Annotated in this window: 23 protein-coding genes; 10 read left to right on the forward strand and 13 right to left on the reverse strand. The window is 72.0% G+C overall.

Going from position 1 to position 26030, the window contains the following annotated elements:
• Position 1: 1 nt before the first annotated feature.
• Positions 2–1159 carry an acyl-CoA dehydrogenase gene (locus OG959_RS15610; RefSeq protein ID WP_326658858.1) on the reverse strand — a complete coding sequence of 386 codons (1158 nt, stop codon included), beginning with the start codon at positions 1157–1159 and terminating at the stop codon, positions 2–4.
• An 11-nt stretch (positions 1160–1170) separates the two neighbouring features.
• A complete protein-coding gene (locus tag OG959_RS15615) occupies positions 1171–2364 on the reverse strand; it encodes an amidohydrolase family protein (protein WP_326658860.1) in 1194 nt (397 codons plus the stop codon).
• A gap of 144 nt (positions 2365–2508) precedes the next feature.
• Here OG959_RS15615 and OG959_RS15620 point away from each other — a divergent pair, with 144 nt between their 5' ends.
• Positions 2509–4053 carry an AMP-binding protein gene (locus tag OG959_RS15620; protein WP_326658862.1) on the forward strand — a complete coding sequence of 515 codons (1545 nt, stop codon included), beginning with the start codon at positions 2509–2511 and terminating at the stop codon, positions 4051–4053.
• A gap of 538 nt (positions 4054–4591) precedes the next feature.
• On the opposite strand, the gene OG959_RS15625 is transcribed toward OG959_RS15620, so the two are convergent.
• Positions 4592–5113, reverse strand: a complete 522-nt coding sequence (locus tag OG959_RS15625; protein WP_326658864.1) for an EF-hand domain-containing protein — start codon at positions 5111–5113, stop codon at positions 4592–4594.
• A gap of 103 nt (positions 5114–5216) precedes the next feature.
• Positions 5217–5591, reverse strand: a complete 375-nt coding sequence (locus tag OG959_RS15630) for an STAS domain-containing protein (RefSeq protein ID WP_326658866.1) — start codon at positions 5589–5591, stop codon at positions 5217–5219.
• A gap of 313 nt (positions 5592–5904) precedes the next feature.
• Between OG959_RS15630 and OG959_RS15635 the strand changes: the two genes are divergently transcribed.
• On the forward strand, positions 5905–6522 hold the full coding sequence (locus OG959_RS15635) for an RNA polymerase sigma factor (protein WP_326658868.1): 618 nt from the start codon (positions 5905–5907) through the stop codon (positions 6520–6522).
• Positions 6519–7835 (forward strand): zf-HC2 domain-containing protein, encoded by a 1317-nt coding sequence (locus tag OG959_RS15640; protein WP_326658870.1) that lies wholly within the window; start codon positions 6519–6521, stop codon positions 7833–7835. The genes OG959_RS15635 and OG959_RS15640 overlap by 4 nt, the downstream gene beginning before the upstream one ends.
• 26 nt (positions 7836–7861) lie before the next feature.
• Here the strand turns inward: OG959_RS15640 and purU are convergent, their stop codons facing one another.
• Complete coding sequence (gene purU, locus OG959_RS15645; protein ID WP_219572849.1) at positions 7862–8740, reverse strand: formyltetrahydrofolate deformylase; 879 nt, start codon at positions 8738–8740, stop codon at positions 7862–7864.
• 42 nt (positions 8741–8782) lie between these two features.
• A complete protein-coding gene (locus OG959_RS15650; protein WP_148019301.1) occupies positions 8783–9226 on the reverse strand; it encodes an SCO4402 family protein in 444 nt (147 codons plus the stop codon).
• A 174-nt stretch (positions 9227–9400) separates the two neighbouring features.
• Here OG959_RS15650 and OG959_RS15655 point away from each other — a divergent pair, with 174 nt between their 5' ends.
• Complete coding sequence (locus tag OG959_RS15655; protein ID WP_326658873.1) at positions 9401–10681, forward strand: ABC transporter substrate-binding protein; 1281 nt, start codon at positions 9401–9403, stop codon at positions 10679–10681.
• Between the two features lie 184 nt (positions 10682–10865).
• Here OG959_RS15655 and OG959_RS15660 read toward each other — a convergent pair whose 3' ends face one another.
• Both OG959_RS15660 and OG959_RS15665 read right to left on the reverse strand, forming a co-directional pair.
• The gene (locus tag OG959_RS15660; RefSeq protein WP_326658875.1) at positions 10866–12413 is read right to left on the reverse strand and encodes a hypothetical protein; all 1548 of its coding nucleotides are present in this window, start codon (positions 12411–12413) and stop codon (positions 10866–10868) included.
• Between the two features lie 176 nt (positions 12414–12589).
• Positions 12590–13972, reverse strand: coding sequence for a transcriptional regulator (locus OG959_RS15665; RefSeq protein ID WP_326658877.1), 1383 nt, complete (start codon positions 13970–13972; stop codon positions 12590–12592).
• Between the two features lie 321 nt (positions 13973–14293).
• On the opposite strand from OG959_RS15665, the gene OG959_RS15670 reads away from it, so the two are divergent.
• Genes OG959_RS15670 through OG959_RS15680 form a run of 3 tightly spaced genes read left to right on the forward strand, consistent with a single transcriptional unit; the run spans position 14294 to position 17468 of the window.
• The gene (locus OG959_RS15670; protein ID WP_326666405.1) at positions 14294–14950 is read left to right on the forward strand and encodes a bifunctional DNA primase/polymerase; all 657 of its coding nucleotides are present in this window, start codon (positions 14294–14296) and stop codon (positions 14948–14950) included.
• 38 nt (positions 14951–14988) lie between these two features.
• Positions 14989–15819, forward strand: coding sequence for an ABC transporter ATP-binding protein (locus OG959_RS15675; RefSeq protein WP_326658879.1), 831 nt, complete (start codon positions 14989–14991; stop codon positions 15817–15819).
• On the forward strand, positions 15816–17468 hold the full coding sequence (locus tag OG959_RS15680) for a transporter (RefSeq protein WP_326658881.1): 1653 nt from the start codon (positions 15816–15818) through the stop codon (positions 17466–17468). Before OG959_RS15675 ends, OG959_RS15680 begins: the two co-directional genes overlap by 4 nt.
• Before the next feature lie 38 nt (positions 17469–17506).
• Here the strand turns inward: OG959_RS15680 and OG959_RS15685 are convergent, their stop codons facing one another.
• On the reverse strand, positions 17507–18400 hold the full coding sequence (locus tag OG959_RS15685; protein ID WP_326666407.1) for an alpha/beta fold hydrolase: 894 nt from the start codon (positions 18398–18400) through the stop codon (positions 17507–17509).
• Between the two features lie 629 nt (positions 18401–19029).
• Complete coding sequence (locus OG959_RS15690) at positions 19030–19722, reverse strand: metal-dependent transcriptional regulator (protein ID WP_219570496.1); 693 nt, start codon at positions 19720–19722, stop codon at positions 19030–19032.
• A gap of 207 nt (positions 19723–19929) precedes the next feature.
• On the opposite strand from OG959_RS15690, the gene OG959_RS15695 reads away from it, so the two are divergent.
• Positions 19930–20685 carry an SIS domain-containing protein gene (locus OG959_RS15695; protein WP_326658884.1) on the forward strand — a complete coding sequence of 252 codons (756 nt, stop codon included), beginning with the start codon at positions 19930–19932 and terminating at the stop codon, positions 20683–20685.
• Between the two features lie 59 nt (positions 20686–20744).
• The gene (locus OG959_RS15700; RefSeq protein WP_326658887.1) at positions 20745–21308 is read left to right on the forward strand and encodes a chloramphenicol phosphotransferase CPT family protein; all 564 of its coding nucleotides are present in this window, start codon (positions 20745–20747) and stop codon (positions 21306–21308) included.
• Positions 21309–21327: 19 nt separating this feature from the next.
• Here OG959_RS15700 and OG959_RS15705 read toward each other — a convergent pair whose 3' ends face one another.
• Together OG959_RS15705 and pdxH are read right to left on the reverse strand one after the other, a co-directional pair.
• Positions 21328–22704, reverse strand: coding sequence for a PAS domain-containing protein (locus tag OG959_RS15705; RefSeq protein WP_326658889.1), 1377 nt, complete (start codon positions 22702–22704; stop codon positions 21328–21330).
• Positions 22705–23072: 368 nt separating this feature from the next.
• A complete protein-coding gene (gene pdxH / locus OG959_RS15710; protein WP_326666408.1) occupies positions 23073–23699 on the reverse strand; it encodes a pyridoxamine 5'-phosphate oxidase in 627 nt (208 codons plus the stop codon).
• Positions 23700–23923: 224 nt separating this feature from the next.
• Here pdxH and OG959_RS15715 point away from each other — a divergent pair, with 224 nt between their 5' ends.
• Positions 23924–25033 carry a citrate synthase 2 gene (locus OG959_RS15715; RefSeq protein WP_326658891.1) on the forward strand — a complete coding sequence of 370 codons (1110 nt, stop codon included), beginning with the start codon at positions 23924–23926 and terminating at the stop codon, positions 25031–25033.
• 58 nt (positions 25034–25091) lie between these two features.
• Here the strand turns inward: OG959_RS15715 and OG959_RS15720 are convergent, their stop codons facing one another.
• On the reverse strand, positions 25092–25682 hold the full coding sequence (locus tag OG959_RS15720; RefSeq protein ID WP_326658893.1) for a hypothetical protein: 591 nt from the start codon (positions 25680–25682) through the stop codon (positions 25092–25094).
• Between the last annotated feature and the right edge of the window lie 348 nt (positions 25683–26030).

Genomic DNA, 26030 nt, shown 5'->3' on the forward strand with positions numbered 1-26030 from the left:
CTCACCGTCCCTTCGGCAGGCCGAGAATCCGCTCGGCGACAATGTTCCGCTGGATCTGCGAGGTGCCGGCCGCGATCGTGTACGAGAGCGAGGAGAGCCGGTCCAGTACCCACTCCCGGTCCAGATCCAGGGCGTCTCCGGCGCCGAGCACCTCGGCCGCCGCCTCGTACAGCTCCTGGCGGACATGCGAGTACCGCAGCTTGAAGACCGAACCGCCGATCCCGGGTACTCCCCCACTGGCCTGCGCCTCACTGACGTTCCACTGGGTGAGCCGCCACAGCGCCCGGAACTCGGCACTCAGCCTGCCCAGCCTCCGGCGCAGCACCGCGTCGTCCCAGCGCCCGTTCCTGCGGGCCTCGGCGGCCAGCGCGTCCAGCGTCCGGCGGCAGGCGACGACCTCCCCCACGAACGCCGTGCCGCGCTCGAAGGAGAGCGTGACCATGGTGACCCGCCAGCCGTCGTTCTCCGCCCCGACGCGGTGCGAGACGGGCACCCGCACCTCGTCGAGGAACATCTCGGCGAACTCGGTGGACCCGGCCAGCGTCCGCAGCGGCCGGACGGTGACGCCGGGGGCGTCCATCCGCATCGCGAGCCAGCTGATGCCCCGGTGCTTCGGCGCCTGCGCATCCGTCCTCACCAGCAGCTCGCACCAGTCGGCGACCTCCGCGTGCGAGGTCCAGATCTTCTGCCCGCTCACCACGTAGTCGTCACCGTCGCGCACCGCCCGGGTCCGCAGCGAGGCCAGATCCGATCCCGCGTCCGGCTCGCTGAACCCCTGGCACCACATCTCCTCGCCGCGCAGCACCGGCGGCAGCCAACGGGCCCGCTGCTCGGCGGTGCCCTCGGCCGCGATGGTGGGGCCGGCGTGCAGCAGCCCGACGAAGTTCGCCCCGACATAGGGCGCCCCGGCCCGCTCCGTCTCCTCCAGGAAGATCAGGTGCTGGGTGGGGGTGGCGCCGCGGCCACCGGCGTCGGCGGGCCAGTGCAGGCCCGCGTACCCGGCGTCGTACAACAGCCGCTGCCAGCCGGCGTCGTACGCCCTGCGGCCCGGCCAGTCACCGGGATCCGGCTTCCCGGGCAGCCCCGGGAGCACCGAGCCCAGCCACTCCCGCAGCCGCGCCCGAAAGGCTTCCTCTTCCTCCGTGTAGGCAAGGTCCATGTCGCACGCGCCTACTTGTCGAGGTCGAGACCGAGCATCCGGATCGCGTTCCCGCGCATCAGTTTGTAGATGGTCTCGTCGTCCAGTCCCTTGACGTGGTCGAGCGCGACCTCCTTGGTGTGCGGGAAGGTCGAGTCGACGTGCGGGTAGTCCGTCTCGAACGTCGCGTTGTCACGCCCGACGACATCGAGCGAGGCGACGCCGTGCTTGTCGCGGAAGAAGCAGCAGAACATCTGCCGGTAGTAGTACGTGGACGGCGGCTCGGGAATCAGATCGCGCACCCCGCCCCACGCCCGGTGCTCCTCCCAGACGTCGTCGGCGCGCTCCAGCGCGTACGGGATCCAGCCCATCTGGCCCTCGCTGTACGCGAGCTTGAGCTGCGGGAACTTCACCAGCACGCCGCTGAACAGGAAGTCCATCATCGAGGCCATCGCGTTGTTGAAGGAGAGCGAGGCCTGGACGGCGGGCGGGGCGTCCGGTGAGGCGGCGGGCATCTGCGAGCTGGACCCGATGTGCATGTTCACGACCGTGCCGGTCTCCTGGCAGACGGCGAAGAACGGGTCCCAGTAGCCGGTGTGGATCGACGGCAGCCCCAGGTAGGTAGGGATCTCCGAGAAGGTCACCGCCCGCACCCCGCGCGCCGCGTTCCGCCTGATCTCCGCGACGGCCAGGTCGATGTCCCAGAGCGGGATGATGCACAGCGGGATCAGCCGGCCGCCGCTGTCCCCGCACCACTCCTCGACCATCCAGTCGTTGTACGCGCGCACACAGGCGAGCGCGACCTCCTTGTCGTGGGCTTCCGCGAAGGTCTGCCCGCAAAAGCGCGGGAAGGTGGGGAAGCAGAGGCTCGCCTCGACATGGTTGAGGTCCATGTCCTTGAGCCGCTCGACGGGGTCCCAGCACCCACGCCGCATCTCGGCCCGGGTGATGCCCTCCAGCGTCATGTCGTCCCGGTCGAACCCCACGGCGGCGATGTTCCGCTTGTACGGGAACTTGAGGTCCTCGTAGATCCACCAGTCGGTCGGCGGTCCGTCCGGGTCCATCGTGATGACGTACTTCCCGCCGGTGTACGCCAGCTCCCCGATGCCCGCGGTCAGGGGCTGCGGTCCGCGCTCGCGGTACTTGGCGGGCAGCCAGGTCGAGAAGAGGTGCGGCGGCTCGATCACATGGTCGTCGACGCTGACGATCCGAGGCAGTTCCGTCATGGTGTCCCCTTCGGCGCACGCATTTCTGATGACCCGTCAGATTGACGTCACCCACAGGCTAGCCCCGCACCCCTGGACCGACAAGGCGCAGCGCTCTACGCTCTCCGCACGATCTGACTACCCGTCAGCTGTGAGGGGTTCGCCGTGAACGAGACCGCACACGCCCTGGGTGCATCGGGCACCTTCTGGGAGCTCATCGAACGCCGGGCCGCCCTGACGCCGGAGCGGCCCTTCCTGATCCAGGACGACCGCACGCTCACCTTCGGCGAGCTGCGCACCCGGGCCGAACGGGTGGCGGCAGGCCTGTACGGCCTGGGCGTGCGCCCCGGCACCGTCGTCGCCTGGCAGCTGCCGACCCGGGTGGAGACGGTCCTGCTGTCCTTCGCCCTGACCCGGATCGGCGCGGTACAGACGCCCGTCATCCCCTTCTACCGCGACCGCGAGGTCGGCTTCGCCCTGCGCGAGTCGAAGGCGGAGTTCTTCGCGGTGCCGGGCACCTGGCGCGGCTTCGACCACGCCGCGATGGCCGCCCGTCTGTCGGAGGACCTGCCGCGCCCGCCGCAGGTCTTCGAGGCGTACGACACCCTCCCGGACGGCGACCCTTCCGTCCTGCCCCCACCGCCCGCCGACGGCACGTCGGTGCGCTGGATCTACTGGACCTCGGGCACCACGTCCGACCCCAAGGGCGTCCTGCACACCGACCGCAGCCTGATCGCGGGCGGCGCCTGCCTGGCCCACGCACTGCACCTGACGGCCGACGACATCGGCTCGGTGGCCTTCCCGTTCGCCCACGTCGGCGGCCCGGACTACGCGGTGATGCTGCTCCTCTACGGCTTCCCCGCGGTGCTGTTCGAGCAGTTCTCGATGCCGGGCGCCCTTGCGGGCTTTCGGCGCCATGGGGTGACGGTCGCCGGGGGCTCCACGGCCTTCTACTCGATGTTCCTGGCCGAGCAGCGCAAGGACCCGTCCAGCCGGGTCGTCCCCACCCTCCGGCTGCTGGCGGGCGGCGGTGCCCCGAAGCCCCCGGAGCTCTACCACGCGGTGGTCCGCGAGATGGGCGTCCAGCTCACCCACGGCTACGGCATGACCGAGGTCCCCATGATCACGATGGGCGCCCCCGACGACACGGTGGAGCAGCTCGCCGAGACCGAGGGCCGGCCGCCCGAGGGCATGGAGATCCGGATCACCGACGAGGACGGCAAGCGGGTGCCCTACGGGGTGGACGGCGAGGTGCGGCTGCGGGGCGAGGCGGTCTGCCGCGGCTACCTGGCGTCCACCTCCACCAGCCCCTTCGACGCCGAGGGCTTCCTGATCACGGGGGACGTCGGGCACGTCCGTCCCAGCGGGCACCTGGTGCTCACCGGCCGGCTGAAGGACATCATCATCCGCAAGGGCGAGAACATCTCGGCTAAGGAGATAGAGGACCTCCTGGCCCGCCACCCCGGCGTGGGCGACGCGGCGGTGATCGGCCTCCCGGACCGGTCACGCGGCGAACGCGTCTGCGCGGTGGTGGAGCAGCCGACCGGCGCCGCCGCGCTCACCCTCCCCGAGCTGACGGCCTACCTGCGGGGTGAGGGCCTGTCGGTCCACAAGCTTCCGGAACAACTGGAACTGGTCGACGCGCTGCCCCGCAACGAGGCGCTCCGCAAGGTCCTGAAGTACCAGTTGCGGGAGCGGTTCGGCGGTTGACGGGTCCCCTGCGGGGCGCGGGTTCCCCGCAGGGCGCGGGTTCCCCGCAGGGCGCGGGGTTCCGTCCTCAATCGCCGGACGGGCTTGGGGTGTGCGGGTGCCCCGCCGGGTGCGGGACGCCTGCTCCGGTGGTGGGGGTCCGGGGCCCCTCCGGGGAGATCTCCTCGGACGCCGCACGTTCCGCCGGTACGCGAACGACCCGGGTCGATGTGCGTCGTCCTGCGGGGACTCCCCTGCACGGCCCCGGACCGGCCCGTCTTGCGTCTGCGACAGTCGTCACGCCGGTGTGCACACGCGACTGATGCCGGGTGGGGGCGTGCAGGGGAGTCCCCGCAGGAAATGGCGTACGACCCGGGTCCCTCACGGACCCGGGTGAACACGCCAGTTCCGAGGAGATCTCCCCGGAGGGACCCCACCCCCACCCACCGGACAAAGGCGCACCCCGCGGGGGACCCGCACCCCATCAAGCCCGTCCGGCGATTGAGGACGGAACCCCGCGCCCCGGACCGGGGCAACCCCATTGCCGCCCGCCCAAGGGCTACGCGTCAGGCTCGATCACCGTGAAATACGCGGCGAACGCCGCCACCGCGTCCGCCTCCGCGATCCGCCCGTCGCGGTCCGCGTCCAGGCTCTGCGCGGCGAACGCCGCCGCGTCCGCGCTCGCGCCGAGGACCCGCAGGGCCCGCTCGACGGCGGACACCGCGGCGGCGCCGTCGTTCTCCGGGTCGGCCACGGCGATCGCCGCCCGCAGGAAGGGGCGGGCGATCTCCGCGAAGCGCTCGGGGCTGTCGCGGAGGCGTTTCACCGCGCCGCCCACGAATTCCTCCCGGGTGACCCGCTGGTCCCCGTCCACGTCGGCGATGCCCGCCATGCCCTGCCAGAACGCCTCGGCGCCGCTGTAGAGCGCCTGGCCCTTGTCGCAGCGGGCCGTCGTACCGAATTCGGTGAGCAGACGGGCCGCGGCGGCACTGAAATCCGCGCGATCGATGTATCCGTTGCCGTCCTGGTCGAAGGCGGCGAACCGGAAGGCGATCTTGCGCTCATACTCTGCGCTGTCCATGCGGGGAGCGTACGACGCCCGCAGGCGTCACGTGTCACTTAAGCGCGTCACCGGTGTGACAACCCGGTATTAATGTCCACCGCGGGCGGTTGGACGGGGCCGTTCAGGCCGAGAGCGGCTGGGCCTCGTCGTCGACGGCGGAGTCCCAGTCCGGGTAGACCTCGAACAGCCGCCGTACGCCCAGCGCGCCGAGCACCCGGTTGACGTGGGAGCCGTCCTCGGCGCCCCGCGCGGGCAGGATCAGCCGCAGCCGGCCCCCGCAGGAGCGCATCAGACGGCGGGAGGCGATCAGGACACCGACGCCGCTGGAGTCGCAGAAGAAGACCTCGGAGAGGTCGAGTACGACGTTGTGGCGGCCCACGGCCACCGCGTCGTGGACGGACTGGCGAACGACGGGTGAGGTCACCAGGTCCAGTTCGCCGTGCATGTGCAGAACGGTCCACTCGCCCCGCTCGGTCTCGGCCACTCTCAGTGTCACGCGACTGGGCCTCTCGCTCCGGGGATCCCGGGGGATTCCAGTGATCCGGAAGTTTGCGTTCCTCCTCGCGGCTGCCCCGGCGTACTCCCCATGAAACACCGCCTCCCGCAGGAAGGCCCAGAACGGTTTCGGGCAGAAATGATCACTTCGGGTCCGATTCCGATCCTGTGGGGCGCCGCATTCCCTACCATCCAGGGCGATCGCGGGGACGTACTTGCCGCAAAGGGGCGTGCTCGGTCAGCCTTGCCGACTACATTCGATGTGACGAGGGGTACAGGGCACGAGGCCCTGACGAGACAGGGCTGGGGGTCGGATGGCTAAAAACACACCACCCCGCTGGGACCGCAGCATGCAACAGCGGCTGGCACGCGGCGAGGCCGCGGCCCTCGGCGAGCTCTACGACCGGTTCGCCTCCCTCGTACACAGCCAGGCCAGCCGGATGCTCGACGACGAGAGCGCCGCGGACCTCGTCACCCGCGAGGTGTTCGGTTACGTGTGGGAGAACCCGAACGCCTACGACCCCAGGCAGGGCTCGATGCGCGCCTGGGTCGCCCGGCTCACGCACCGCGAGTCCGTGCAGCGGCTGCGCGGGAGCGCCGCCCCGCGGACGGACGAGGCGTACGGCGGTCGCGGGGACGACTACGGGGACGACGCGGCCGGCTTCGCGCCGGCCGACCTGGAGGAGCGGGTGCGGCTGGCCACCGCGGCGGCCCGGGCCGACTACATCGTCGCGTCCATGCCCGCACCGCTGCGGGCCGCGCTGGAGCTCGCGTACATCCAGCGCCGCGACTACCGGCAGACCGCGACCGACCTCGGCGTCACCGAGGACGAGGCGCGCCGCAGGCTGCGGCTCGGGCTGCAGCTGCTGTCCACCGCTCACACCCGTCCGATGGAGGGCTCCTCGCCGCCCGGATACGGGCGGCCGCTGTGACCGACGACCCGGACGGCCGCGACGGGGGCAGCCGGGAGGGGGACGGCCGCGACGACGAGGTGCGGGGGGCCCGGCGCATACCGGGCCCACGGGCCGCCGCCGACGACTTCGACCCCGACCGCTTCGTCCCGCCACCGAAGGCCGTCCCCGTGACCCAGGAACACGACGCCGGACCGCCCGCCCCGAAGCTGCCGCACCACGTCCTGAAGGCCCTGCTCGGAGCCTGGGCGCTGACCGCGTGCTCGGCCGCGGAGACCGAGGCCGTCGAGGAGCACCTCACCGAGTGCGCCCCCTGCGCGGACGAGGCGCTGCGCCTGCGGGACGCGGTCGGGCTGCTGCACACGGACCGCAGCCTGGACCTGGATCCGATGCTCCGGAGCCGGGTGCTGGAGAACTGCCTGAACCGCCGGCCGGCCAAGATCCCGGTCCCGGAGTGGGCCTCCCCGTACGACGCGGAGACGGCCCGGCTCGACGCGCTGCTGCGCGACATCGGTGACTCCGAGTGGCACGCCCCGGTACGGCTGAAGTGGTTCGAGGGCGAGCGCGGGGTGAACCGCAAGACGACCGTCGCCGGCGTGATCGGTCATCTGATGACCGTCGACGGCCTGGTCAGCACCGCCCTCGGTCTCGACGACCCGCTCGCCGAGAGCGTCACCGACGCCCCGCGCCGGGGCTCCGGACTGCCGCTCGCCCCCACCTCCCGCACCGAGACGTACTGGTCGGCCGCCCGGCGCCCGCCGACCCGCACCGTCCGTGAACCGTGGCGCGACCAGAGCCACACCCTCATCCGCACCGTGTCCTTCGCGGGGCGCGGCGTCTCGGAGCTCTCCGTCTCCTACGGCGACTTCGCCCTGCCGTTGCAGGACGCCCTGCTGGACCGCGCCTTCGAGTGCTGGGTGCACGCCGGTGACATCGCGGAGGCGGTGGACTACCCGTACGAGCCGCCCGCCGCCGCCCATCTGCACCGGATGATCGACCTGGCAGCGCGGCTCCTGCCGGCCGCCCTGGCCGAACGGCGCCGGGCGGGGCTCGCCGGTCCGGCCCGCCATCTGGTGACGGCGGGATCGCCGGGCCGCTCGCTCCATCTGGAGGTCGAGGGTTCGGGCGGCGGCGACTGGTACATCGCGCTGGACTCCCCCGCCGCTCTCGGTTCGCCCGATCACACGGTGGCGCAGGTCGCGCTGGACGGGGTGGAGTTCTGCCAGCTGGTGGCGGGGCACGTGCCGCCCGTGGAGGCGGCGGCCGGTCAGCGCGGGGACCGTGAGGCGATCCGGGACGTGCTCTTCGCGGCGGCCTCGCTCAGCAGGCTGTGACCTGAGCGGCCGGGAGACGACAGGCGCTACGCGAAGATCACCGTACGGCGGCCGTTCAGCAGGATGCGCCGCTCGGCGTGCCACTTCACCGCACGCGCCAGGGCCTGGCACTCCACATCGCGTCCGACGGCGACCAGCTGGTCCGGCGTGACGCCGTGGCCCACCCGCTCGACCTCCTGCTCGATGATCGGCCCCTCGTCGAGGTCGGCCGTGACGTAGTGCGCCGTCGCGCCGATGAGCTTCACCCCGCGGGTGTGCGCCTGGTGGTACGGCTTGGCACCCTTGAAACTCGGCAGGAACGAGTGGTGGATGTTGATGATCCGGCCGCTGAGCTGCTTGCACAGATCGTCCGAGAGGACCTGCATGTAGCGGGCCAGGACGACGAGCTCCACGTTCTCCTCGCGGACCAGCTCCAGCAGCTGCGCCTCCGCCTCCGCCTTGTTCTCCCTGTTCACGGGGATGTGGCGGAAGGGCACGTCGTACGAGGCGACCAGTTCGGCGAAGTCCGTGTGGTTGGAGACGACCGCCGCGATGTCGACCGGCAGGGCCCCGATCCGGGAACGGAACAGCAGGTCGTTGAGGCAGTGGCCGAACTTGCTGACCATCAGCACGATCCGCATCCGCTCCGAGGAGCGGTGGATCTGCCAGTCCATCCGGAAGGAGTCACCGATCGCCGCGAAGCTTGCCCGCAGCTTCTCCGGCGTCACCGGGCTGTCCGCCGAGAAGTGGACGCGCATGAAGAACAGACCCGTGTCGTGGTCCCCGAACTGCTGGCTGTCCTCGATGTTGCAGCCGGTCATGAAGAGATAACTCGACACGGCGTGCACGATGCCCTGTTTGTCGGGGCACGAGAGGGTGAGGACGTACTGCTCGGGGGCTGTGTCAGCAGGCTGCGGCGCGGTCATCCCCGTAGCGTGCCACACCGTCAACTTTTACGAGGGGGCCTCTCAACTCCTGGTCATGATGCGGAGCACGTCCAGTGAGCGCGGCGGGACGTCCGGGTCCTCGCCGTCGTTCGTGGCGAGCAGCACATGGGCCTCGCGGGCGGCCCTGACGGCCTCCGGCCAGCCGTGGTGCTCCAGATAGGCGGAGACGGGGGCGTCCGCGCCGACCTGGTGCATGATGCGCAGCACCCGCAGCACGGCGACGTCGACGAGGGCGGCCTCACCGGAGTCCCGGAAGACCGTGCCGACGTACTTCTCGGCGGACCAGTTGTCCAGCCAGGTGTCCTCGACCAGGCGGTACACGGCGTCGGTGACGTCGCCGTATCCCTCCCGGCCGGCCAGCCAGCACTCGTGATGGAAGACGGGGTCGGAGAGCATGTGCAGCGCCGAGCGCACGTTGCTGCGCCAGCGCCACCACGGAATGTCATTGAGCGGCATGCCGCCCATGGTGGAGGAGCGACGGCCGCGACGGGAAGAGTTCTCGGAACCTTGCTGCACGGTTGTCGATCGTACGTTCCCTTTCCGGCTCTCCGTACGGCCCCCTGTAATTCACCTGGACGTCACCGAGCGTTGAACGGAGCACACTGTGGCGTTACCCGGGGACGGGAAGTGTCTGTGCCCATGACCGGACGGCGACGCCCCACCTCCCCCCGCCCCTTCAGACTGCTCACCGGAGCGGTGGCGGCAGGGGCTCTGCTGATGACCGGCTGCGGTGTGCTCCCTGGGGCCTCGGGGGACTCCAGGGAGCCCGTCACCGTCGTGACCTGGGCCCCGAGCGGCGCCTCGGGGCCGGAAGCCGCCAACATGGCGGGCATGACCGCGATGGCGCAGACGTACGCCCGCTGGATCAACGGAGAGGGCGGGATCGACGGGCACGAGCTGCGCGTGGTCACCTGCGACGAGCAGGACAGCTCGATCGGCGCGGGCAACTGCGCCCGCCGGGCCGTCAAGGAGAAGGCCGTCGCGGTCCTCGGCTCCTACAGCCGGCACGGGCGGGCGTTCATGGCGCCGCTCGAAGTCGCCGGGATCCCGTACATCGGCGGCTACGGCGCCTCCGAGGAGGAGTTCCGGAGCTATATGTCCTACCCGGTCACCGGCGGCCAGTCGGCGCTCCTGGCGGGCAACGCGAAGCAGCTGGCAGCCACCTGCGACCGGGTCTCCCTGGTGCGTCCCGACACCCTGGGCGGCGACAGCCAGGCGTGGCTCCTCAACACCGGCCTCTCCGAGGCCCGCCGCCCCGCGCCGGTCGACGTCCGGGCGGACGAGGGGACCACGTCGTACGACGGGGCGGCCGGGCGCGCGCTGACGGGGGCGGGCAAGGACGGCGGCTGTGTGACGGCCGTGCTCGGCGACCGTACGGAGACCTTCTTCGACTCCTTCAGACGGCTGGAGCCGGCCGGCGGATCGGTGCGGATCTCCTCGGTCCTCGGCAGCATCGGACAGCCGCTCATCGACCGCACCGGCGGTCGCGACAGCCCGTTCGAGGGCGCCTACGTCACCGGGTGGTACCCCGCCCCCGGCGACGCGCGCTGGGATCTCATGCGGGACGTGATCGGCAAGCACGCCTTCGGCGACAACCGCATCGATCCGGACGACACGGGCGTACAGACGACCTGGATCGCCTACACCGCCCTGAAGTCGATCGTCGAGTCGCTGAACGAGGCGGACATCACGTCCCGGAAGGTCACCAAGGCCCTCAACGACGGCATCCGGGTGGACACGGGCGGCCTCACCCCCGCCCTGCGCTGGCGCTACGAGGACATGATCGGCTCGTCCTCGTATCCCCGCATCGTGAACAGCAAGGTGACGTTCCAGGTCGTGCGCGACGGCCGGCTGGTCGCCGACAGCAAGGGCTTCGTGGATGTGACGAAGACGCTGTCGGACGCCAGCGCGTCCGGCTAAGGGCTGTCCCGCAATTCCTGGTGGATCAGCGCGCGGCGTCAGATGCGGTGCATCGCAAGGCGGAGAGGCGCCCGCATACTGGATGTATTCGGGCGTTTCGACAACGCGGCGAGGTGCCGTAGCTGTCGTCGTGCGCCCGCCAGGAATTGCGGGACAGCCCTTAGGCCTGTCGCCGGGGCCGGCCTCAGAGCGCGGTGGACTCCCGCTTCGTCAGGCCGTACTTCGTCGCGATGGCGTTCCACAGCTTGGATGCCTGCTTCTTGGCCGCCGTCGCCTCGCCGCTCTGCACATTGGCCTGCTGGTAGTGCGTGGTGAAGCGGGCCTTGCCCTTCTTGCACACCTTCTTGCTCTTGGCCTGCGTGGCCCAGGCCGCGTAGTGGTCGTCCGCCGAGGCGGACGCCTGCCAGGCCTTGGTGAGCGAGTTGGACAGCTGGACGTGGTCCGGCAGCTTGTCGACCGACAGCCCCTTGAGCCGGGTCACCAGGTCGCGGCGCTGCTGGGCGGCGCCCTTGAGGTCGGCCACGGCCTTGTCCAGGTCGGTGCAGTTCTTGGCCTTCTCCACCGCGCCGATCACCGCGGCCCGGCTGTTGTTGCTGTCCGCGAGCAGCTTGTCGAGCTCCTCGGCCTGTGGCTTCGCCGGGTCCGGAGCGGTCTGCGTCGCGGGCTGGGAGGCGGGTGAACTCGCCGCCGCCACCGGCTGCTTGGCCTCGTCGCCCTTGTCGTCGCCACCGCTCATCAGGGCGCCGGCCCCGAGCCCGATCACGGCGCAGCCGACGACGACCGCGGCGATCAGCGGGACGTGCGCGGACTTCTTCCGCCGCCCGTCCTGCCCGCCCTGCGGCAGCCCGTCATCGGGGCCTGCGTACGGGGGCGCCTGCTGGTACGCCTGAGGGGGCGGCCCGCCCTGATACTGCTGGTGTCCGCCCTGGTTCTGCTGGTGCTGCTGGTGCTGCTGCGTGGGGTCGAACCGGGGCATCTGCTGGGTGGCGCCCGCGGGTTCGTCGCTGCGGAAGAGGTTGTCGAACTCCGCGGGCGGCTGCCGCTCACCGGGGGCCCCGGGCCGGATGCCGTACGGGGCGCCCCCGGGCACGGGCGGTATGTCGCCACCGGGCACGGGCGGTATGTACTGGGTCGCGTCGGCGTCCTGACCGCCCTGCGGAGGCGGCGGCGCCGCGTGGCCGCCGGGCTGCTGGTACGCCTGCTGCGGGTCACGGCCGAGGAACTGCGTGGACTCCGCGGGAGCCTCCGGCGGCAGACCGCCCGGCCCGGGACCGGCCGGAACCGCCGCGATGTACTGCGTGGCGTCCGCGTCGCCGCTCCCGCCGGGCACCGCCTCGGGCGGCAGCGGCTGGGCGTACGGCGACGGCTGCTGGGGCTGCTGGGGCTGCTGGGGCCGGCCGTACCCGGAGTCCTGCTGTGCCTGCCCGTACGCACCGTGCTGCGACTGCTGCGCCTGCTGCCCGTACGGCCCCTGCTGCTGCCCGTACGCACCGCTCCGCTGGTCCTGTCCGTACCCGCCCTGGACCTGGTTCTGCGCCTGCGGGGCGGGGTCCTGGTGGGACGCCTGCGGTCCCCAGGGCTGCCCCCACGGCTGACCGCCGGCCGGGGCCGCCTGGTCCGCGGGTCCCCCCGGCGTCCAGGGCTCGCCGCCGCCCGCGGGCAGCACGACGCCCTCGTGCGCGGGTCGTACAGCAGGGAGCTGCTGCTCGTCACCCTGTCCGCTCTGTGTCACCGGGACTCCTACGTGTGAACCTATGGAATCGTCGGCTCACGCTATCGGGTGGTCCCTGTCGTTCGCCAAGCGCGTGTTGTCACTCACCACCCCTTCACACGGGTTGTAACACTCAGCCGCCTCACGACGCAGTTAAGGGGGCGCCCGCGCACAGCGGGACCGGACACGTCCTCCCGTCAGGCCGCCTGAAGCTCCAGACGGGCGCCGAACTCCCTTACCGCGGGCTCGTCCCCGTACGGCACCAGGCGCTGCTGCAGATCGTCCAGATACTCCGCGCCCCGGCTGGAGCGCACCGTACCCAGCAGCTCCATCGCCCGCGTCCCGGTGTGGCAGGCCTGCTCCACCTCGCGCAGCTGCACCTGCGCCGCGGCCAGCAGGGCCAGGCCGATGCCCCGGCGGCGGGCACGGGACTCCGGAAGGCCGCCCAGCGCCTCCTTCGCCCGGCGCGCGGCCGCCTCCGCCTGGCCGAGGTCACGGTGGCAGTGCGCCAGCTCGTCGGCCAGATACGCGTGGTCGAAGTGCGTGATCCAGTCGGGATCGTCCCCGCTCTCCGGATCGGCCTGCTCCAGCGCCGTCAGCGCCCGGCCCGCCACCGCCTGGCTGGTGCGGGCGTCCCCGAGCAGCGCGTGGCCGCGCGCCTCCGCCGCGTAGAACATCGCCTCCGCCCGCGGCGTCACCCTGCCGCGCGCCCCTTCCTGCGCCGCCCTGGCCAGTTGGGCGATCTCCCGCGGATTGCCGAGCTGAGCGGCGAGATGGCTCATCGAGGCGGCCAGCACATAGCCCCCGTAGGCGCGGTCGCCCGCCGCCTGCGCGAGGCGCAGCGCCTGGATGTAGTAGCGCTGGGCGAGGCCCGGCTGGCCCGTGTCGATCGCCATGTACCCGGCGAGCTCGGTGAGCCGCGCGACCGCGGCGAACAACTGCCGCCCGGTCGACTCGCGGTACGCGCCCGAGAGTAATCCGGAGACGACGCTGTTCAGGTAGTGGACCAGGACGGGCCGCACATGGCCGCTGCCGAAGCGGTGGTCCAGGTCGACCAGCGCCGCCGTCGTCGCCCGCACCGCCTCGACGTCCGGCATCCCGACCCTGGCCCCGGCCACCCGTGCCACCTGCGGATCCGCGCCGGTGATCAGCCAGTCCCTGCTGGGCTCGACCAGCGCCGAGGACGCGACCGCGGAACCGGACAGGAAGTCGCGGCGGCCGACGTCGCTGCGCCACAGCTCGCAGACCTGCTCGATCGCCCCGACCACCGTAGGGGCGAACTGCAGACCGACGCCGGAGGCCAGGTTCTTGCCGTTGGCCATGCCGATCTCGTCGATCGTGACCGTACGGCCGAGCTTGCGGCCGAGCGCCTCGGCGATGATGCCCGGTGCCCTGCCGCGTGGTTGCTGTCCGCGCAACCAGCGGGCCACGGAGGTCTTGTCGTAACGGAGGTCGAGCCCGCGCTCGGCCCCGACCATGTTGACGCGGCGGCTGAGGCCCGCGTTGGAGCATCCGGCTTCCTGAATGAGCGCCTGGAGCCGTTCGTTCGGCTGGCGTGCGACGAGAGGCCTGGCTGCCATGTGTGTCCCCCTGAGGCCGCAGTGATCGGTAAAGGATCACTGCCCGACATATGCCTGAGAAATTCGCCGATTCATCGTGTTGGTCACTTTTGAGGCGTCTCCGCCTTATTCTCCCGGCACGCACCCTAGGATGCCGAACGACCTGTGCCGGATCTCCGGTATGTGGCTACCCGCCCACCGCCCACGTCCCTCCCGCGCGCCCCCACCCGTGCACCAGTGCGCCCCACATGCGGAAGCGATGGACCGTAACCGCGTCCGCCACGCCCGTAACCCCAGGTGGCGGCGGGAGTTGTGCTGTGCGTGGAAGAGCCCATCGGAGTCATGGAAGCCGCACAGATCCCCCAACAGCGAGCCGAGCAGCTGCTCGACGCCGCGGTGCGGTACGCGGAGGAGCGGCACTGGGACGTGTGCCCGGGCACCTGGCTGGAGCCGGCCGGCGGCACGGAACGGTGCTCGTGCGGCGAGGCGGGCTGCGCGGCGCCCGGCGCCCATCCGACCCGGGCCGACTGGGCGGGCCGGGCCACCGGCAGCGGTGCGGCGGCCCGCCGGATGTGGTCCCAGTACCCCCCGTCCTCCATCCTGCTGCCGGCCGGACGCGCCTTCGACGCGATCGACGTTCCGGAGTCGGCGGGCTTCCTGGCGCTGGCCCGGATGGAGCGGATGAGCCTGCCGCTCGGCCCGGTCACCCGCACCCCCGACCGCCGGATGCAGTTCTTCGTCCTGCCGGGCGCCGCCGCCAAGGCCGACGGCCTCGTCCGGAGGGTCGGCTGGGACGCCACGGCCATCGGTCTGCGGGGAATCGGCGAGGGCCACTACCTCGCCGCCCCGCCGACCCGCGTCGGCGGCACCGGGGTGGTGCAGTGGGCCCGCAGCCCCTCCACCGCCAACCGCTGGCTGCCCGAGGTGGACGAGCTCATCAGCCCGCTCGCGTACGCCTGCGGACGCGAAGCCGCCGACGCGCGGGGGCGCCTTTCGTAGGGTGTCCCCAAGTACGGGGACTTCGAAGGGCGTGCAGCATGCCGGACCGGACAGACAGCGACGGCGCCGACCGGGCCGTCGAGCCCGACGTACCGCGGGCGCAATCGCCCGCGGTACGGGTGGAAGGACTGTGGAAACGGTTCGGCGAACACACCGCGGTCGCCGGGATCGATCTGGTGCTGCCCGCGGGCAAGTTCATCGGTCTCGTGGGCCCCAACGGCGCCGGCAAGACCACCACCCTGTCCATGGTCACCGGTCTGCTCCGCCCGGACCTGGGCCGGATCGAGATCGGCGGCCGTGACGTCTGGCGCGACCCGGTCGAGGTGAAGTCCCGCATCGGCGTCCTGCCCGAGGGCCTGCGGCTCTTCGAGCGCCTCTCGGGGCGTGAACTGCTCGGCTACACCGGCCGGTTGCGCGGACTGCCCGGCGTCGAGGTGGACAGCAGGGCCACCCAGCTGCTGGACGTCCTGGACCTGGCGGGCGCCCAGCACAAACTGGTCATCGACTACTCGACGGGCATGCGCAAGAAGATCGGGCTCGCCGCCGCGCTGCTGCACAACCCCGAAGTGCTGTTCCTGGACGAGCCGTTCGAGGGCGTCGACCCGGTGTCGGCGCAGACCATTCGCGGGGTGCTGGAGCGATATACCGGCTCGGGGGCCACCGTCGTCTTCTCCAGCCATGTCATGGAGCTCGTCGAGTCGCTCTGCGACTGGGTGGCCGTCATGGCGGCGGGCACCATCCGCGCCCAGGGCACCCTCGCCGAGGTCCGCGGCGACGCGTCCTCGCTGCAGAACGCCTTCCTGGAACTCGTCGGCGCGGGCGACCGCGACGACAGCGCCGCCCTGGACTGGCTCGGCGGTGCCCGATGACCGTGCTCGACGCCCCGGCCGGCTCCGGCCCCCGCACGAGCCGCCCGGCCGGCGGCACGGAGCTGGTCCCCGTTCTCGTACGACTGAAGCTCGCCCTGCTCCGCAACGGGCTGCGGCAGTCGGCCGGCCGCCGGGCCGTGTACATCGCCTCCGTCGTCGCGACCCTGCTGATCGCCCTGGGCCAGCTGATCGAGCTGATCGCGCTGCGCGGCAACGCCCACGCGGGCTCCCTCGTCGTGCTGCTGGCCGCGGTGCTGGCGGTCGGCTGGGCCGTGATGCCGCTCTTCTTCGCCGCCGGTGACGAGACCCTCGACCCGAGCCGTCTCGTGATGCTTCCGCTGCGGCCCCGCCCCCTGATCACCGCGCTCCTGGTGTCGTCGCTGGTCGGCATCGGCCCGCTGTTCACGCTCTGCCTGGCGGCCGGGTCGGTGACCGCGCTGGCGCACGGGGCGGGCGCGGTGGTCTTCGCCGTCCTCGCGGCCCCGCTGACCCTGCTGGTCTGCGTCGCACTGGCCCGGGCCGTCGCCACGGCCAACACCCGGCTGCTGACCTCGCGCAAGGGCCGCGATCTCGCGGTGCTCAGCGGGCTCGTGATCGCGGTCGGGATCCAGGGCGTCAACTTCGGTATCCAGCGGCTCAGTCGGGCCGGCGGGCTCTCCGCGCTCGACCCGGCGGCGGACGTGGTGCGCTGGCTGCCGCCCGCCTCGGCGATCGGCTCGGTGGACTCCGCCTCCCAGGGGGCGTACGGGCGGGCCGCCGTGCAACTGCTCCTCTCCGCGGCCGCACTCGTCCTGCTGCTGGTGCTGTGGCGGCGCAGCCTGGAGAAGCTGATGACGGAGCCGGACGGCTCGACGCTCTCCGCCGCCGAACCGGCCCGCACGAGGTCCGGCACGGACGGCTCCGGCTTCTGGGCGCTGTTCCCCGAGGGACGCACCGGCACGGTGATGCGGCGCAGCCTGCGGTACGTCGCCCGGGACCCGAAGACCAAGGCCGCCTGGGTGACGGCGCTGGCGATCGGGCTGATCGTGCCGCTGTTCAACGCCCTCCAGGGCACGGGGTCGTTGTACTTCGCGTGCTTCGGCGCCGGGATGCTCGGCATCCAGATGTACAACCAGTTCGGGCAGGACACCTCGGCGTTCTGGATGGTGGCGCTGACGATCTCCTCGACCCGTGACGCGTATCTGGAACTGCGGGCCCGGGCCCTGGCCCTGCTGCTGATCACCCTGCCGTACACGGTTCTGGTGACGGTCCTGACGGCGGCGGTGCTCGGGGACTGGGCGGCGCTGCCGGGGGTCATGGGGCTGTCGTTCGCGCTGCTGGGCGCGATGCTGGCGACGGGTGCGGTGGCCTCGGCGAGCTTCCCGTACTCGATCCCGCAGGACGGCGCGTTCAAGAACGTGGCGCCCGGGCAGGCCGGGCTCGCCTGGATCTCGATCTTCGGCGGCATGGTCTCGGCGGCGCTGCTGTGCTCCCCCGTGATCGGTCTGACGGTCTGGCTGCATCTCTCCGACGCGAAGGACGGGCTGTGGCTCCTGCTTCCGGGCGGCGCCGCCTACGGGGCCCTGATCGCCTGGGCCGGTCTGCGGGTCGCCGCGCCCCGCACGGCGGACCGGCTGCCGGAGATCCTGACGGCGGTCAGCAAGGGGTGACGGGCGGGGCCGTCCGGGCGGGATCCGCGGGACAGCCCTTAGGGTGCCACCGGTTCCCGGTCGTCCCGGGTGTCCTCGGCGAGCTGCTCCAGGAAGGGTTCGACCGCGGCGCGCCAGCCCTCGGGCCGGTCGTAGTGGACGAGGTGTCCGGCGTCGGCCACCTCCGCGTACTGCCCGCGGGGCAGCACCCGGACCATCTCCTGGGCCTCCGCCCTCCCCAGCTCGCCGTCCAGGCCGCGGAGGACCAGGGTCGGGCAGCGGACCTGGGCCAGCTCCTCCCAGTGCGCGTCGTGGACCCAGGTGGCGCGGGACCGGAGCATCTGCCGGCGGGAGAAGACGGGCCGCCATCCGTCGGCCCGTTCGGCCATCACCTCGGCGAAGAACTCACCGCGGGCCGGATTGGGCCGTTCCACCCAGGGGTCGTCCTCGCCGAACCACTTCCGTACGTCGGCCAGGGTGGCGAACGGAAGCCGCCAGGACGTGAACCAGTCCTCCCACTCCCGCTGCGAGGCCGCGCCCAGCGCGGAGGCCCGCATGTCGCAGATGACCAGGCCCCGGACGAGGTCGGGGCGCTTCGCGGCGAGCTGCCAGGCGGTGAGCGCTCCCATGGAGTGCCCGACGAGGGTGACGGGGGCGAGGCCGAGCTGTTCGATCGCGGCTTCCGCGTCGGCGACGTACGCCTCGCGGGTGTAGGGGCCCTCGGCCGGCTTCTCGCTGCGGCCGTGTCCGCGCTGGTCGAGGCCGACCGCACGGTGGCGCTCGGCGAGCCAGCGGGCGGTGGAGGCCCAGTGCGAGGCCCGGCCCATCAGTCCGTGGAGCAGTAAGACACCTCCGGGGCGCTCCGCTTCCCCGGGCCCCTTGGGCGGGTCTGCGAACTCCCAGGCCGCGAGGCGTACGCCGTCGGTTCCGGTCACATCGATGCGCCGCACCATCTGTTCTGGCACCCCCTTCTGGTCCCTCGATCACCATGTGGTCGCGTCGGCCAGACTATCGAACCTTTATTCGAAAACCGGGTTCCGGCACACAACACCGCTCGTTCGAGTGACCGCCTCTCAGGATTGACGTCGGCCACGGAGGGGAGATCTTCTCCGGGAGGCGGGCCACTCGGGGATGAGGGCTCGCGGGAACCGACCTCGAGAGCTCGGGGCTCCAGGTCGGGACAGGGGAGGACAGGCCCCGGCGCCTTGCGGCGCCGGGGCCATCCGCCGTTTCAGGGCCGCTCGCCACGGCCGCGTGCGCGGACCGGGCCTGCGGGTCTGCGGGAGCCCTCTCCCGGTGCGCAGGCCGGACATGCCAGTACGACGGGCGCATTCCCTGCTCCCCTCCCCGACCGCGCGGCCAGACGGCCGACACTCTCAGGTATCCCTCAGCCACAGACTGGCACGCGATCCGTCCGGGCGCTGCAATTCCGGACGGAAAAACGGAAAACGGACGTCAGCAACCGCTGATCGTCCGCCACCCGCACTTCGGCGCAGCTCATCTTCCGAGCACCGCCACGTTCAACGCCGCACCGGATGCAGCGCCGCACGTCCCTTCAGAACTGCTGAGCCCCGCGCCCCGTTCAGCGCTTCGCCACGAACACGTGCGACGCGACCTCCGAGTCCAGCTCAGCCGCCTCGCCGCTGCTGCCGACCAGCACTCCGCCGGGCGACTGCGTCACGCTGACCACCGAACCGGGCTGCACGCCCGCCCGCCGCAGCGTGTACATCAGCTGGGCGTCCGTCTGGATCGGCTCACCGATCCGCCGGACCACCACGGTCTTGCCGTCGGCGCCCGGGTCGAGCTCGGCCAGGCTGACCATGCTCTCGTCGAGGAACGGGTCGGCCTCGGCCTTCTCGCCCAGCTCCTCCAGGCCCGGGATGGGATTCCCGTACGGGGACTCGGTCGGGTGGCGCAGCAACTCCAGCACCCGCCGCTCCACGGCCTCGCTCATCACGTGCTCCCACCGGCACGCCTCGGCGTGGACCTGCTCCCACTCCAGGCCGATCACGTCGACGAGCAGGCACTCGGCGAGCCGGTGCTTGCGCATCACGCGGGTCGCCAGCCGGCGCCCTTCCTCCGTCAGCTCCAGGTGCCGGTCTCCCGCGACCTGCACCAGGCCGTCGCGCTCCATCCGCGCCACCGTCTGGCTGACGGTGGGACCGCTCTGGTCCAGCCGTTCAGCGATCCGGGCGCGCATGGGGACCACGCCTTCCTCTTCGAGTTCGAGGATGGTGCGGAGATACATCTCCGTTGTGTCGATCAGTCCGGACATTCGTGCCCCTCGATGCAGTCGTGCGCTGGCCCTCGTCCAATTCTGACGCATAGCGCCGACAACCGTGCCTCACCGTCCGAAGGAGCTGTCCCCGCGGGGCCCGGAACGCCCTGTGCGGTATTGACATGTCACTGGTCCAGACCGCAACGTGATCGGCGGCAAGGACGTCCCGCGATCACCCCCACTCCGCCGGAAAGGCCCTCCTCGATGAGCGAAAGCAAGCTGGCCGGTCAGTTCTTCGACGCAGCGATCGGCCTGCTGGAGCGGGTGCGCGACGAGGAGTCCGGCTCCATCGCGGCCGCCGGTGCCGCGATCGCCGACACCGTCGTGGACGGCGGCAGGCTCTTCGCCTTCGGCGCCGGGCACTCCTCGCTGGCCGCCCAGGACGTCGTCTACCGCGCGGGCGGCCTCGCCCTCATGAACGTACTGGCCGTCCCCGGCACCCTCGGCGTCGACGTCATGCCGGCGACCCTCGGCTCCGCCCTGGAGCGGGTCGACGGCCTCGCGGGCGCGGTGCTCGACTCCAGCCCGGCGAAGGCGGGCGACGTCCTCGTGATCATCTCGCTCTCCGGCCGCAACGCCCTGCCGGTCGAGATGGCGCTGAACGCACGCGCGCTGGGCCTGAAGGTCATCGGCGTCACCTCGGTCGCGTACGCGGAAGGCACCCGCTCCCGGCACAGCTCGGGCGGATTCCTCCGGGACCACTGCGACATCGTCCTCGACAGCAAGATCTCCATCGGCGACGCGGAACTGGACGTCGACGGCATCGAGGCCCCCTTCGCTCCCGCGTCGACGGTCGTCACCAGCGCGATCATGCAGTCGATGATGGCCGCCGCGGCGGAGAGCCTGCTGGAGCGGGGCGTCGAGCCGCCGCTGCTGCGGTCGGGCAACGTCGACGGGGGCCACGAGTGGAACGGGCGCGTGATGACGGAGTACGCGGACCGGATCTTCTACCGCCACTGAGCGCCCGGCCGGCCCGCCCGGCCGGCCCGCCCGTCGGGCCACCGTGCGAGCATGCCGCCATGACATCCGGCCGGATCATCTTCCTCAACGGGACGTCCAGTTCGGGGAAGTCCAGCATTGCCCGGGAGCTGCTGGACATCCTCGACGACGGCGTCTTCTTCCACCTGGCCGTCGACAGCTTCAACGCGATGCGCACCAAACGGGAGCTCGGGGCGCAGGAGCTCGACGCCGCGCTGCGCCGGACCAGGATGGGCTTCCACCGCTCGATCGCGGCCATGGCCGCGGTGGGCAACGACGTCGTGGTCGACCATGTGCTGAGCGAGCCGTGGCGGCTGCTCGACTGCCTGACGGTGCTGCCGCCCGAGAACGTCCTGTTCGTCGGCGTCCGCTGCCCGCTGGACGAGCTGGTCCGCCGCGAGCTGGCCCGGGGCGACCGCCCGCCGGGGCTCGCGGCCCTCCAGTACGACGCGGTCCACGCCCACGGCGACTACGACCTGGAGTGCGACACCGGTACGGCGAGCCCGCGCGCCTGTGCGCAGCACATCAAGGAGTTCCTGCCGCACCGCACCGGCCCGACCGCCTTCACCCGCCTCCGCCGGCAGCTTCTGCCGGCCGGCGTCTGAGGGCGCCCGCTCCCCGGCCTCAGTCCCCCGACGGCCCGGCCCCGCCCCCCACCACCTGTCCCAGGTCCACCGAAGCCGCCACCCGGTCCGCGACGCTCTCCGCGTACACCGCGTCCGGGCGCTCGAACGCGGCGCGGTGGGAGGAGCGCAGGAACGTCACCACGCCCAGGGTCCGGCCCCGGCTCCGCAGCACCACGCACAGCGCGTGCACCGCGTCGGACGGCCAGCGGCGTTCCGTCGCCCACTCCCCTGCCGCCTGCGGTGACCCGGCACCCGCCGACGCCCGCACCGAGCCCGTGCGGTCCACGGCCTGGAGGGCCGGGTGGCCCGGGGCGTACCGCAACGGGATGCCGCCGCCGGCCACGGGCAGGCACGGGCCCGGGGCGTCGGACGGGGTTCCCGCGGCGCGTACCAGGCGGTCGCCCGCCACCAGGTCGATCAGCGCGTGGTCGGCGAAGCCCGCGAGGGCGTAGTCCAGCGACGACGTGGCCGCCTCCATCGGGTCCTCGCACTCGGCGGCCGACCGTGAGGCCCGGTGCAGCTGGCTGGACCTGAACCGGGCCCGGTCCGCCTCCTGGGCCGCCAGCTTCGCCGCCGTCACGTCCTGGAACAGCCAGCCGACGCCCAGCGGCACCGGTTCCTCCGCGAGCGGCGAGGCCAGCCGCAGGAATCCGCTGCGCCAGCAGCGGCGCCGGTCGCCGTCGCCCGTCCGCAGCGTGACGCACAGCTCGGCGGGGGCGGGCGGCGCGCCCTCGGCCAGTACGTGCTGGAGGGCGCCCTCCAGGTCCTCTACGCCCTGCACGATCAGCTCGCCCAGGGGCCGTCCCAGCAGCGTCGTCCGGCCACCGCCCAGCGCGCGGGCGGCGTGCGCGTTGACGACGGTCGGCCGCAGGTCGACGTCCACGAGGACGACACCCCACGACGCGTCCTCGAACAGCGCCTCGCTCAGCGCGATGGACCGCTCCAGATCGATCTGCGCATGGACCTCGCTGAACGCGCAGTACACCCCGGCGGGCTTCCCGTCGGCGCTCCGCACCCCGGCCGACTGGGTCCGTACGAGCACCCGCCCGCCGTCCTTGCGCAGCAGCGCGAACTCGTGGACCTGCCGACCGGGCCCGTCCATGGCGGCCATCAGCCGTCCCTGCACCTCACCCGCGTCCGCCCGCCGCACGGCCCAGCCGGCGAACCCGGGCCGCCCGACGGCCTCCTCCGCGGACCAGCCGAGGATGCGCTCGGCCTCACGGTTCCAGTGGGTGACGGTCCCGTCCGCGTCGAAGGCGCACAGGGCCGCGTCCATCCCGTCGAGGAGAGCCGCCAGCAGCTCCGCCCCGGACACCGGACCGGGGCCGTCGGGACCGAGAGCATCGGTCGTTCCGCTGGTCGTGGAAGCGCTCATCCCGGACCCCCGACAGGTCGTGTCCGCCATTGCCGCACGTCAGACCATTGAACTCGAACGTGACCCAGCACACAGCGACTTCCCCGAAATCAATCGCTTCGATAATTCGGTTGTGCGGGCCCGGGGGACGTTCCTAAGGTGGTCTTACACGTTGAAAGGAGGTGATCCGAAAAGTGCAGTCTTATCGGATTCGTGAGGTGGCTGCGGGCTGACAGCCCGTCGTCGCACACAGTGCACCTCGGCAGGCTCGTCTGCCGAAACCCAAGCAGTCACCGACCCGCAGGCTCGCCGGTAAGTCCGGCCGGCTCCTCCGCAAGGAGGGACCAGAGCCTGCGGGTTTCTGCATGTCGGAGGCGGCGTCCCGCGTTCTACGGGCAGAGCCGCTCCACGCGCCACGCGCCGCTTTCCCTCACGTACCGCAGCCGGTCGTGGAGGCGGTTCTCGTGGCCCTGCCAGAACTCGATCGTGTCGGGGACGACGCGGAAGCCGCCCCAGTGCGGCGGCGCGGGGACCTTCTCGCCCTCCGGGTAGCGGTTCTCCAGCTCCTCGTAGCGGCTGATCAGCTCCTCCCGGGAGCCGATCACCGTCGACTGCTCGCTCGCCCACGCGCCGAGCTGGGATCCGTGGGGGCGGGTACGGAAGTAGGCGACCGTCTCCTCGCGCGGGACGCGGGCGGCGGTGCCGGTGACGATGACCTGGCGGGCCAGGGGGTGCCAGGGGAAGAGCAGCGAGACATGCGGGTTGGCCGCGAGCTCCCGGCCCTTGCGGGAGTCGTAGTTGGTGAAGAACACGAAGCCGCGCTCGTCGTACATCTTCAGCAGGACCGTGCGGGAGGACGGGCGGCCCTCGGGGGTCGCCGTGGACACCACCATGGCATTCGGCTCGTGGAGCATGCCGCCGGCGGCGACCTGCCGGAACCAGTGGGCGAACTGCCGCATCGGATCGGCGGCGAGTTGGTCCTCGGAGAAGGCCTCGGACCGGTACTGCTCGCGCATCGCGGCCGGATCAGTGGTGGAATCGAAGGAGGAGTCTGCGGTGGGCACGGTGTCATCCTGCCGCAGCGGCCGGACACAGGTCGTAAGGAGGTCCGCCCCGCCGTAACGCGGTGGAACGGGAAGGCTGTGCCGGATGTCACGCTTCCCGGTCACGTCGGAACCCGCCAGTATCTTGGGTGGGCCCTGGGGCCCGCCCGCAGCCGCCGATCCGAGGGAGCCGCCTGATGTCCGACTTCGTACCCGGACTCGAAGGAGTCGTCGCGTTCGAAACGGAGATCGCCGAACCCGACAAGGAAGGCGGTTCGCTTCGCTACCGAGGCGTCGACATCGAGGATCTCGTCGGCCAGGTGTCGTTCGGCAACGTGTGGGGACTGCTGGTCGACGGGGCGTTCGCTCCCGGCCTGCCGCCCGCCGAGCCCTTCCCGATCCCGGTCCACTCCGGTGACATCCGGGTCGACGTCCAGTCCGCCCTGGCGATGCTCGCGCCCGTGTGGGGCCTGAAGCCGCTGCTGGACATCGACGAGGAGACCGCCCGCAACGACCTGGCGCGGGCCGCCGTCATGGCACTGTCGTACGTCGCGCAGTCCGCGCGCGGACAGGGCCGGCCGATGGTGCCGCAGAGCGAGATCGACAAGGCCGGATCCGTCGTGGAGCGGTTCATGATCCGCTGGCGCGGGGAGCCGGATCCGCGGCATGTGAAGGCCATCGACGCGTACTGGACCTCGGCCGCCGAGCACGGCATGAACGCCTCGACGTTCACCGCCCGCGTCATCGCCTCCACCGGCGCCGACGTGGCCGCCGCACTGTCCGGCGCGGTGGGCGCGATGTCGGGCCCGCTGCACGGGGGCGCGCCGTCCCGGGTCCTCGGCATGATCGAGGAGATCGAGCGGACCGGCGACGCCACCGCGTACGTGAAGCAGGCCCTGGACCGGGGCGAGCGCCTGATGGGCTTCGGCCACCGCGTCTACCGGGCCGAGGACCCGCGCGCCCGCGTCCTGCGGCGGACAGCCGAGGAGCTGGGCGCACCACGCTTCGAGGTGGCGCAGGCGCTGGAGAAGGCCGCGCTGGAGGAGCTGCACGCACGGCGCCCCGACCGGGTGCTGGCGACGAACGTGGAGTTCTGGGCGGCGATCATGCTGGACTTCGCGGAGGTTCCGGCGCACATGTTCACGTCGATGTTCACGTGTGCGCGTACGGCGGGCTGGTCGGCGCACATCCTGGAGCAGAAGCGGACGGGGCGCCTGGTGCGCCCGTCGGCGAAGTACGTCGGCCCGTCGACGCGCAGTCCGCGGGAGATCGACGGATACGAGCAGTTGGCGGACCTCGGGAACTGAGGCCCGGAGCAGGCTCTGACGGGCGGAGGGTTGCGTGGCGCCTCCGCGCCCCCGTCCGTCAGATCTTGCCGCGCACGTGGGCCGTGCGGTGCTTGTCCAGGCGGAGGCCGAACTCGGCGAGGAAGCGGGGCGTGAGGTCGGGCCAGCCCCAGAAGGTGAAGCCGAGGCTGCCGTACGCGAAGGCGCTGTCCATGCCGGTCCAGTCGGTGAGCGGGGACTCGGCGCGGCAGTGCGCGCAGCGGACCGGCGCGTCGGCACCCGCGAGCCAGGCCCCCTCGGCGACGGCGAAGGGGTCCCACGCGCCGGGGATGTCGTCCCACGTCTCCTCGTCGCGGAACTCGGTGGTCCTTGCGCAACGCGGGCAGTCGGCGCCCGAGGGTTCCGCGTACTGCCCGGCGTCGAACACCGTGCGGGTGGTCACGACCTCCAGGCCGCCCGCCTGCCACGGCTCGCTCCAGCCGGCGCTGTCGACGACCGCGCGGTGACGGGGCCCCGGCGGGTACCCCGGTCCGCCGCCGAGAACGGGCTCGGTGCGGTCGGGCCCGACGACCCCCTCGGCGACGAGCCATTCGACGATGCGCGCGGCCATGGGCACGGCGTCCGCCCCGGAGATCTCCGTGTCGACGATCGTCTGGAAGTAGTCACCCATCAGTGCCCCCGTGGCTCGGTACGGTCCGGCCGGACCGTACCGCGGCGGGATGCGCGGCGTCCTCCACGGCGGTAGAGGCGACCGTTGCCGGCGAGTCCGGAGAGGGCGGACGCGGACGGTGGAGCCCACCGCCCGGTCGTGTGCGGGTCCGGCGCGGTGACCTGGTCGCACCCGTCGCGCATCTGTGCCGTGCCTGTGGCGAGCCTGTGTCATTCCCGCCCCAGTCTGGGATGGGCGTCGCGGCGCGCCTCGTTGACGCACCGCTGTCGACGTGGCGCTCCGACGCCCCCGGTCGCACGGCCGGGGGCGTCGCCCAGTTGTTGAACGTTCCGGCTGTCGTCCAGGGCA

The sequence above is a fragment of the Streptomyces sp. NBC_00385 genome, assembly GCF_035917155.1.
Taxonomy (GTDB): Bacteria; Actinomycetota; Actinomycetes; order Streptomycetales; family Streptomycetaceae; genus Streptomyces; species Streptomyces poriferorum.

Excerpts from the sequence above, each read along its gene's own strand:
- pdxH (WP_326666408.1), bottom strand. The coding sequence starts at position 23,699 with ATGCGCGAGCAGTACCGGTCCGAGGCCTTCTCCGAGGACCAACTCGCC.
- OG959_RS15625 (WP_326658864.1), bottom strand. The coding sequence starts at position 5,113 with ATGGACAGCGCAGAGTATGAGCGCAAGATCGCCTTCCGGTTCGCCGCC.
- OG959_RS15665 (WP_326658877.1), bottom strand. The coding sequence starts at position 13,972 with ATGGCAGCCAGGCCTCTCGTCGCACGCCAGCCGAACGAACGGCTCCAG.
- OG959_RS15615 (WP_326658860.1), bottom strand. The coding sequence starts at position 2,364 with ATGACGGAACTGCCTCGGATCGTCAGCGTCGACGACCATGTGATCGAG.
- OG959_RS15720 (WP_326658893.1), bottom strand. The coding sequence starts at position 25,682 with ATGGGTGACTACTTCCAGACGATCGTCGACACGGAGATCTCCGGGGCG.
- OG959_RS15635 (WP_326658868.1), top strand. The coding sequence starts at position 5,905 with ATGGCTAAAAACACACCACCCCGCTGGGACCGCAGCATGCAACAGCGG.
- OG959_RS15680 (WP_326658881.1), top strand. The coding sequence starts at position 15,816 with ATGACCGTGCTCGACGCCCCGGCCGGCTCCGGCCCCCGCACGAGCCGC.
- OG959_RS15655 (WP_326658873.1), top strand. The coding sequence starts at position 9,401 with ATGACCGGACGGCGACGCCCCACCTCCCCCCGCCCCTTCAGACTGCTC.
- OG959_RS15675 (WP_326658879.1), top strand. The coding sequence starts at position 14,989 with ATGCCGGACCGGACAGACAGCGACGGCGCCGACCGGGCCGTCGAGCCC.
- OG959_RS15705 (WP_326658889.1), bottom strand. The coding sequence starts at position 22,704 with ATGAGCGCTTCCACGACCAGCGGAACGACCGATGCTCTCGGTCCCGAC.
- OG959_RS15695 (WP_326658884.1), top strand. The coding sequence starts at position 19,930 with ATGAGCGAAAGCAAGCTGGCCGGTCAGTTCTTCGACGCAGCGATCGGC.
- OG959_RS15670 (WP_326666405.1), top strand. The coding sequence starts at position 14,294 with ATGGAAGCCGCACAGATCCCCCAACAGCGAGCCGAGCAGCTGCTCGAC.
- purU (WP_219572849.1), bottom strand. The coding sequence starts at position 8,740 with ATGACCGCGCCGCAGCCTGCTGACACAGCCCCCGAGCAGTACGTCCTC.
- OG959_RS15700 (WP_326658887.1), top strand. The coding sequence starts at position 20,745 with ATGACATCCGGCCGGATCATCTTCCTCAACGGGACGTCCAGTTCGGGG.
- OG959_RS15715 (WP_326658891.1), top strand. The coding sequence starts at position 23,924 with ATGTCCGACTTCGTACCCGGACTCGAAGGAGTCGTCGCGTTCGAAACG.
- OG959_RS15690 (WP_219570496.1), bottom strand. The coding sequence starts at position 19,722 with ATGTCCGGACTGATCGACACAACGGAGATGTATCTCCGCACCATCCTC.
- OG959_RS15610 (WP_326658858.1), bottom strand. The coding sequence starts at position 1,159 with ATGGACCTTGCCTACACGGAGGAAGAGGAAGCCTTTCGGGCGCGGCTG.
- OG959_RS15685 (WP_326666407.1), bottom strand. The coding sequence starts at position 18,400 with ATGGTGCGGCGCATCGATGTGACCGGAACCGACGGCGTACGCCTCGCG.
- OG959_RS15650 (WP_148019301.1), bottom strand. The coding sequence starts at position 9,226 with ATGGGCGGCATGCCGCTCAATGACATTCCGTGGTGGCGCTGGCGCAGC.